We start from the raw sequence: 7,681 nt of genomic DNA, 5'->3' as shown, positions 1-7,681 counted from the left end.
TGAACGCTTCATTGTCCGTCCTTGTGAGGGGCCGGACTCTAACTCAACCTGGAGGAAAATTTCAGTGGCAGGTCAGGTCCCATAAGGGTCTCAACAACAGGGCTGAGAACTCGCATCTCCCGTTGCGAAAGCTGGAGAGCCTGATGCAGGGCTTCCGGTCCGCAGGAGGTCTGCAGCGGTTCACCTCGGTCTTTTCTGCTATCAGGAACTTGTTCGTTCCGCCCCGCTCGCACCGGTGTGCCCTTGCCACTCACCGTCACCGCCTTCAAGCCATGGCGGCATGGAAAGCCGCGGCGGGCGTGCTCGGGTGAAATCAGCAAAGCAGGCCTTAGTGCGGCCTCTTCAGGTTACCCTAACATCACCGCGAGTTAAGCAGACGGAGCAATCCTTCCAAAACTGGTCCAAGTTCCTTATTGCTAAGCTTAATGCCCGGGCGTTGGAAGCCCTCGCTCAGGACAAGTTATTAACTGGTTTAGTCGGCATTCCGACAGACAGTCCTTTCGCTCACTTTTAAACTTGTTTTTACGTTGTCGGCAACGGGAGAGCAAGAATGGCTGCGCAAACAAACTGGTATAAACCTAATTGGATGCTTGGCCTCCCCCAATCCGGCTCTCCTGAGGCAGTGGTCACGACGGCCCTGGTCTGCAACAGCTCCATTGTGCGTTCCGGACTTCAGCAAGTTCTGCTGGGAACGCCTTTTGTTGTTGCAGTGAGCGCTTCTCCGGCCGATCCATGTAAGATCTACGATACAGTTTCAGACCCCGCCTTGGTAATTATCGAGGCCACTCAGAACACTGGCCTCATGCTTGAGGTGGTCAGGCAGGTGACGGAGCGGTCTCAGGGGGCTCGGATTGTTGTTCTGGCGGATCGGCTCGATCTTGGCTTTATGCGGCTTGCACATGAGGCTGGTTTGGATGGCTTCTGCATAGCAGCAAGCGGACCTGCTGTTCTGATCAAGTCCCTTGAACTGGTTATGCTCGGTGCTACTGTGATACCCTCTGTGATGCTGCGCTCGACTGTGAACGAGCTATTACAAAATACGGACCAGTCGCTCCAAGATTACAGCGTAGACGAGCCCAAGCTTTCTGAACTGACCAGCCGCAAACTCTCGGTGCGAGAGGCTCAAATCCTGAATTGCCTGAGCCAAGGAGCATCGAACAAGGTCATTGCCCGGAAGCTTGATATCACGGAAGCAACCATCAAGGTCCACATCAAAGCCATTCTTCGCAAGATCGGCGTAGTTAATCGTACTCAAGCAGCGATCTGGGCCACCAAGCACCTGCCGACGCGAGTGGGAGCAGGCCAGCACGTCTGAAGGAGCGGCTCTGAAGCTTGCGCCGTACAAAGGTCCGCATCCATGGTTATGCGCGCGGCCCTGAAGTGAGCTTTTCCGCCGGGAAGGGAATAGTTCAGATTGTGTGATGGCCAATGCGGCTTGTGGTGAAGGTCACACTTAAAGCCATCTTTGCCGGATCTCGCCAACCAAGTCCGGTTTTGTACCTTTGCTTTAAAACTGCCAATTGCTCCTTCATAGTTTCTCCTAAGCATCGGGGGCTACAGGCTTTGGTGTGTTCTTCTGGCGTACTGGTGAACAATGGAAATGGCCCTTCCTAATGACCGACTTCGCTTTCATGCCGATGGAAACGATGGTGGAGTTGAATCAACAGTAATCATCAATAACCGAACACTCGCTGTTATAAAATTAACCGCCTCAGAGCTAGAGGGTATGGTTAAGACAATAGACGGCGCTCTTAATGACGGGCCTGACGAGGGTGGCAATAGCCCAGCGGGCAACGATGGGTGACCTTCGCATTTCATCAGTATTCCAGCTTGTGGTTGGGTGTCAGGAAGCCCGTAGATCTAAATGCGTTCACATGCGTCTCATGTGGACCCGAGACCATACGACCCCACCCATGCGACGTTCTCAAACCGGCCCGTAGCACTCTTCTCTGGACTCCCGAGTCGATCCGTACTGTAGCAGGACAAGGTGATGCTTGAACGACTATTGGAGCTTATCACGCATTCTGACATTCTGTAGTAGTCTCGAAAGGATATCCTCCTTTGGCTGTCTATTGCGCAGAGGGAGATATGAAGATGAACGCCACATCTTAGTCATGTTTGTACTGATTTTGATCTGCCCATATAGTAGCTAACAGGAGGTGAGATGCAGTCGATTGATCCCTTCCCTTTTGAAGATGTCGCAGGGTCCTTCAAAGAAACCGTTTCGGCCACGTTCCACGGACGCACATCGGTTTCACAATGAGTCGTCGGTTGATTATGACCTGCAATAACTGCGGGATCGAACGAGACGAAAACGCCCCCCTCGGATGGCGTGATCCCAAGGTGTTTTATGTGACCGACACCAGAACTCCATACACTCCTGAGGTTGATCTCTGCCCAAAGTGCGCAGTCGCTTTTAAGGTTGCTCTCGATACTCTTGGACAACATTGGACAAAGGCTGTCATTGCTTATGCCTCTCGCGTTCAGGAGGAGAGGACAGAGACAGATTATTGAACCGTTGCGCCCATTAGGCCGCTTAGCTGTGAGTTCTGATCAGGTTGTTCCGGCGAGAGCCTGAGCCGGTGTTCGTCGGCCGAGACTACCATGTGGGCGCTGCCGATTGTACCAGGTCAGCCAGCGCGGCAGGTCGGCCACTCTGGAGTGCGATCAACTGAACAGGAGGGCATAGGCCCATTCCCGCAGGAGCGTCTGGATGAAGCGCTCGGCCTTGCCATTGGTCTTGGGCGTATAAGGCCTTGTCCGGATGTGCCGAATCCCGAGTAGCCGCAGCGCCTTGCGGAACAGCCGCGCGACATAGCCGGACCCATAGCACGTTGCGAAGCAGCGCGGCGGAGCTGGCCCGGGTTGCGCAGCCGCGCTGCGTGGGGTGGTCATGGCCAGCCAGCAGGTCTCACAGTGATGTCGCTGAACACACGCTGGAGGCCGACCAACCATGACCAAGGACAACCCTATCCTGGCTCCTGCCACCCTGGTAGCCATTGATATTGCCAAGTACCGCCATGAAGTGCTCATCGAAGCTCCCGGCCGTGCCCGACGCCGGCGGCTCACCGTTTTGAGCACCAAGGCAGATTACGACCGTCTCGTCGAGGCTTTGGCGGCCTACACTGGCCCGGTGCTCATTGGCTTAGAGGCCACAGGCGATTACCACCGCGGGCTGGCCTACCACCTGCTCTCGGCAGGCTTCGAGCTGCGGCTGGTCTCGTCCGTGGCGCTCGCCCGCACCCGCGAGGCCCTGCACAACGGCTGGGACAAGAATGATCCCAAAGACGCACAGGTGATCCTGCACATGCTCAGGATCGGGGCGACCCAGCGCTATGTCGACCGGGAGTGTCAGGAATTTCGTGTGGGGCCATTACGATGACCACGAGGGAGACATCGCATGGTACGCCGCAAGGAACCCCGGATACCCGACCACCTGCTCGATCAGTTGCTGGGAGGCGCTGACGCCCAATCGGCGTTCGCCAAGGATGGCCTGCTCGACGCGCTGAAGAAGGCCCTGGCCGAACGCGCCTTGAATGCCGAGATGGACCATCATCTCGATCAGGAGAGCGAGGCCGGCAACACCCGCAACGGCTATGGCCGCAAGAGCGTGCTCACCGACACCGGCAAGATCGACCTGGAGATCCCGCGCGATCGCCTCGCCACCTTCGATCCGCAGCTGATCGCCAAGTACCAGCGCCGCTTTCCCGGCTTCGACGAGAAGGTCGTGTCCATGTACGCCCGTGGCATGAGTGTGCGTGAGATCCAGGGGCATCTGCGCGATCTGTATGGCATCGAGGTCTCACCGGATCTGGTCAGCGCCGTCACCGATGCGGTGCTGGAGGAGATCGCCGAGTGGCAGAACCGCCCCCTGGAGGCCCTCTACCCGCTGGTCTTCTTCGACGCGATCCGGGTCAAGGTGCGCGACGAGGGCACGGTGCGCAACAAGGCCGTCTACCTGGCGCTCGGCGTGCGCCCGGACGGGGCCAAGGAGATCCTGGGGCTCTGGATCGAGCAGAGCGAAGGGGCCAAGTTCTGGCTGCGGGTGATGAACGAGCTGCGGACCCGTGGGGTCGAGGACGTGCTGATTGGGGTGGTCGATGGCCTGAAGGGCTTTCCCGAGGCGATCACGGCGGTTTTTCCCGAGACCCAGGTTCAGGCCTGCATCGTGCATCTGATCCGCTCGTCGCTGGCCTTCGTGTCGTACAAGGACCGCAAAGCCGTGGCGGGAGCCTTGAAGGAGGTTTATCGGGCCAAGGATGCCGAGGCCGGCCAGGCGGCTCTGGAGGCGTTCGCGACCTCGCCCTGGGGCCGCAAGTACGAGGCCATTGCGGCTGCCTGGCGGCGCAACTGGCCGGCGGTGATCCCGTTCTTTGCCTTCCCCGACGAGGTGCGCCGGATCATCTATACGACCAACGCCATCGAGGCGCTGAATGCCAAGCTGCGCCGGGCGGTGCGAGCCCGCGGGCACTTTCCCACCGATGAGAGTGCGATCAAGCTGTTGTTCCTGGTCTTGAGGCAAGCGCAGAAAGAGTGGAAGATGCCGCCACGCGAATGGGGCATGGCGAAAGCGCAATTCGCCATTCTCTTCGAAGGCCGCTTCCGGCTGGGATGATGAACCCGGCCCGTACACGGAAATTCTGACGGTCCCTGTCGACCCGTTGGCTGCCGGGATCAATGATCTGCAGGAATTGTCGAACACCCATGCGGCGATCTCGAAAGCCAAAACCGAGACCTGGCATCGGATCCTGACCCATTACCTGCCCCTGTACTTTCCCGAGATCGCACGCTTTGCCGGCAACAGCCGCTCCGACTGGTTCTTTGCGCTGCTTGAGCGGTTTCCCACCCCAGGAAGCATCACGGCTCTGGAGCGGGAGAGCTTCATCCAAGCGGCTTGGCCTCTGGTCGGCAGCTTGGTTTCAAAGGCCCGGTTGCTCAATGATGTCTACGAGACAGCCCGCAGCTCCACGGCCTTGCCGGTGGCCGAGGAGTCTGCGGCCATCACCATGTTCCGCATGGTTCTGGCCCAAGCGCGCAGCCTCATCCGGCAGAGAAAGCAGATCGAAGAACTCGCTCATGCCATGCTGGTCAACCATGATGACTATCAGCTGCTTCGCAAAATCCCAGGCATCGGACCGGTCCATGCCCTGACCATTCTGGCGGAAGCCGGTGATCTGCGTCAGTTTGGGCACCACCGCCAGTTCCTGAAGTACTGTGGCCTTGATCTGGCGACCCGCAAGTCGGGCACGTTCCGCGGCCGCACCAAACTGTCGAAGTACGGCAATGCCCGCCTGCGCGAAGCACTCTGGAGGGCAGCACAGGTAGCAGCCCGCCAGCGTGACAACAGTTTCCGGTATAAACTTGGCCGCTACACCGAGCGCGATCGTCACGATGCCGATCTGCGCCGCAAGGCCATGACAGCTTTAACCGCCAAGATGGCCCGTGTGGTGCACGCGGTGATCAAGGGCGGAGCAGAATACCGGCCGTTCTTTGAGCGTCCGGTGCCGGGTGGAAGGACCTCTCTCTGTACGGGCCGTGAGGGCGCGCAAGCGACCCTGTAGATAATGTTTGGGCCTTCCACCTGGGGTGTATCTCGTATTGAGGACGGTGAGGACCACGGCAGCGCAAGCTCCGTTGGATCCTGTGTTTGCTATGGGAGAGAACAATCCCGTTGACGGTGGAAGCCACCTGGCTCACTCTTTCTGAAGCGCCGATCCAGCCAATCGGCGTGCTGAGATCTGCTGGCCCAGCGCCGCTGCTGCTTCCCCGCATAGGACGTTGTCCGTCATCACCCGCTCAACCCGGATCCTGCTCGCTCTGAACCAGCGCAGAGCTCTGACCAGGAAGGCTGTGGTCGAGCGGCGGGTCTCGTCCGGCAGCGCCTCGACATAGGCCAGCCGGGTGGCGTCGTCGATGGCCACATGGAAGCAGTCGTAGCCCAGCCCAGTACTGGGGTTGCGCCGGTCACCCGTGATGCGACGGCCCACCCGCTCGAAGCGGGCCAGCTTCTTGATGTCCAGGTGAATAAGCTCGCCAGGGCGCTGGCGCTGATAGCGCCGCGGCGGCTCCTTCGGCTGGAGCGCTGCCAAGCGCCCCAAGCCACGCTGGGTGAGCCAAGCCGCCACAGTGGAGCGGGCCAGCTTCAGCTTGCCGGCGATCTCCTCGGCGGTGAGCCGGTACTCTCGCCGGAGATGCACGATTATGCCGAGCCAGTACTCGTCCGTGCGGGTTGCCACTGTCGTCGGGCGGGACGAGCCGTTGTCCAACCCGCTTAGCCCTTCGGCTCTGTAGCGAGCCGGCCACTTGCCGGCGGTACGCTCGCTGACGCCAAAGCCTTGGGCCTCTTCGTGAACAGGCTGGCCGTCCTCAATGATGCGGCGGATCATTTCCGCTCGACCCAGCCGGGTCGTGCGGGCATTCTGGTGCGGGTTGTTCATTCCTCAGGTCCATCGCTAATCGTGTCGCAACGACCACCTTCAGGCCCTCAGACGGGATGAACAACCTGCTCAGATCCCACACGTAGCAAGTTGCAGTTCAACCTCGTCAAGGTGCCCGTGGTTCTGTCCAAACTAGGCACACCGCACCATGCTTGCGGCTTCGATCTTGAACGGCAGGATGGCTCGCCTACGATGTCGTGTTTGGATGGTGCCTGTTTGACAAAGTGATGTTGATGGCGTTGGAGCCGAGCGAGGCGGATGCAGTCATGCCTCCGGCTGTTGAATACGGTACTTCATGACCGCAGTACCTGATGTACTACGCTGGGGACTGGTCCCTCTCACGTTATTGCGCTTGAATGACGCAAAACAACGCCAAGGGTCTGCCAGTTCCGGCAGTCCCGATGCGCTGTGGCCTCACATCATCTCATCATCCCCGTGCCAATTGCGCTCAGGGAACTCACTTCGGGTTCTTCCTGTTTTGCTTATCATCGCTCTAAGGGCGCGCCGTATCCACCTAAGCTCCTTCTGGAGAAACTCAAGGCGCGCTAACAACTCCGCATCGGTCAACCAGTGTTGGTTGGGATTATACCGCTGCTTCGGTGAATCGGTGATTTTTCGGATTTGACTAAGAATGATCTTGCCAACTCCCGGGGATGCTAACCAATCCTTATCGGAAATCTGGGCAACCTCTTGCACGCTGGGCCAGCGCCCTTTGAACCTACTTAAAATCGCGTTTTTCACCCGTGAGGGAACGGCTTCCATAGGAAAGGGCTCATCCTGCCGCATATGACATCCCTCAGGCTCAAGATGTCACTTCATATTCAAACGTATATAGAGAGTTCGGCAAGGCGGAATGATGGCTTTTTGGCAAACTACATTTCATAAAGTAGCAGAATTTATGTCTAGTCTAAGACACGTACATTGGACTCAATACTTTATTGCTTAATAGGTGGATGTTCCACGCGCTGCAATCGTCATACTAGGAACATTTTGAAGGCAGTGGAAAGCTCTTCTTTCGATCTCAGAGCCCGTCCCGTAATCATGAGTGTCGTCCCAACCGGCGGACGAGGAGCATGACAGAAGCGGCATAAAGGAAGGCGCGGGCTGACGTGAGCGTCGCCTCAGGATCTTTCCAGAGCCGGCGATTGCGACTGATCCACGCGAAGAAGTCGTCCGTGAAGAATTGTCTGGCGGCTTGAGTCACGCCCGTTGCGGCGATCGACCGGATCCAACCAGCAACAGGA

Annotated in this window: 4 protein-coding genes and 5 pseudogenes; 5 read left to right on the top strand and 4 right to left on the bottom strand. The window is 58.3% G+C overall.

Features of this window, described 5'->3' with window-relative positions:
• Positions 1-74 precede the first annotated feature (74 nt).
• Together JKL45_RS28825 and JKL45_RS28820 are read left to right on the top strand one after the other, a co-directional pair.
• Positions 75-311 (top strand): annotated as a pseudogene (locus tag JKL45_RS28825) (DDE-type integrase/transposase/recombinase); the annotation flags it as partial.
• 239 nt (positions 312-550) lie between these two features.
• Positions 551-1,315 carry a LuxR C-terminal-related transcriptional regulator gene (locus JKL45_RS28820; protein ID WP_201865204.1) on the top strand — a complete coding sequence of 255 codons (765 nt, stop codon included), beginning with the start codon at positions 551-553 and terminating at the stop codon, positions 1,313-1,315.
• A gap of 1,238 nt (positions 1,316-2,553) precedes the next feature.
• Here the strand turns inward: JKL45_RS28820 and JKL45_RS30350 are convergent.
• Positions 2,554-2,826: pseudogene (locus JKL45_RS30350) on the bottom strand (integrase core domain-containing protein); the annotation flags it as partial.
• A 127-nt stretch (positions 2,827-2,953) separates the two neighbouring features.
• On the opposite strand from JKL45_RS30350, the pseudogene JKL45_RS28805 reads away from it, so the two are divergent.
• The 3 genes and pseudogenes from JKL45_RS28805 to JKL45_RS28795 all read left to right on the top strand — a co-directional run.
• Positions 2,954-3,343: pseudogene (locus JKL45_RS28805) on the top strand (IS110 family transposase); the annotation flags it as partial.
• A gap of 57 nt (positions 3,344-3,400) precedes the next feature.
• Positions 3,401-4,615: an IS256 family transposase gene (locus JKL45_RS28800; RefSeq protein WP_201865201.1), complete on the top strand. Its 1,215-nt coding sequence runs from the start codon at positions 3,401-3,403 to the stop codon at positions 4,613-4,615.
• Positions 4,616-4,655: 40 nt separating this feature from the next.
• Positions 4,656-5,565 (top strand): annotated as a pseudogene (locus tag JKL45_RS28795) (transposase); the annotation flags it as partial.
• Between the two features lie 128 nt (positions 5,566-5,693).
• On the opposite strand, the gene JKL45_RS28790 reads toward JKL45_RS28795, so the two are convergent.
• From JKL45_RS28790 to JKL45_RS28780, 3 genes and pseudogenes are all read right to left on the bottom strand, one after another.
• A complete protein-coding gene (locus JKL45_RS28790; RefSeq protein ID WP_201865200.1) occupies positions 5,694-6,437 on the bottom strand; it encodes a leucine zipper domain-containing protein in 744 nt (247 codons plus the stop codon).
• Between the two features lie 414 nt (positions 6,438-6,851).
• A complete protein-coding gene (locus tag JKL45_RS28785; RefSeq protein WP_201865199.1) occupies positions 6,852-7,199 on the bottom strand; it encodes a hypothetical protein in 348 nt (115 codons plus the stop codon).
• A gap of 277 nt (positions 7,200-7,476) precedes the next feature.
• Positions 7,477-7,681 (bottom strand): annotated as a pseudogene (locus tag JKL45_RS28780) (IS5/IS1182 family transposase); the annotation flags it as partial.

It is taken from the genome of Microvirga soli (assembly GCF_016734765.1).
GTDB classification, from domain to species: Bacteria; Pseudomonadota; Alphaproteobacteria; order Rhizobiales; family Beijerinckiaceae; genus Microvirga; species Microvirga soli.
This window is presented reverse-complemented; position numbering and strand designations above follow the sequence as displayed.

Excerpts from the sequence above, each read along its gene's own strand:
- JKL45_RS28785 (WP_201865199.1), bottom strand. The coding sequence starts at position 7,199 with ATGGAAGCCGTTCCCTCACGGGTGAAAAACGCGATTTTAAGTAGGTTC.
- JKL45_RS28790 (WP_201865200.1), bottom strand. The coding sequence starts at position 6,437 with ATGAACAACCCGCACCAGAATGCCCGCACGACCCGGCTGGGTCGAGCG.
- JKL45_RS28820 (WP_201865204.1), top strand. The coding sequence starts at position 551 with ATGGCTGCGCAAACAAACTGGTATAAACCTAATTGGATGCTTGGCCTC.
- JKL45_RS28800 (WP_201865201.1), top strand. The coding sequence starts at position 3,401 with ATGGTACGCCGCAAGGAACCCCGGATACCCGACCACCTGCTCGATCAG.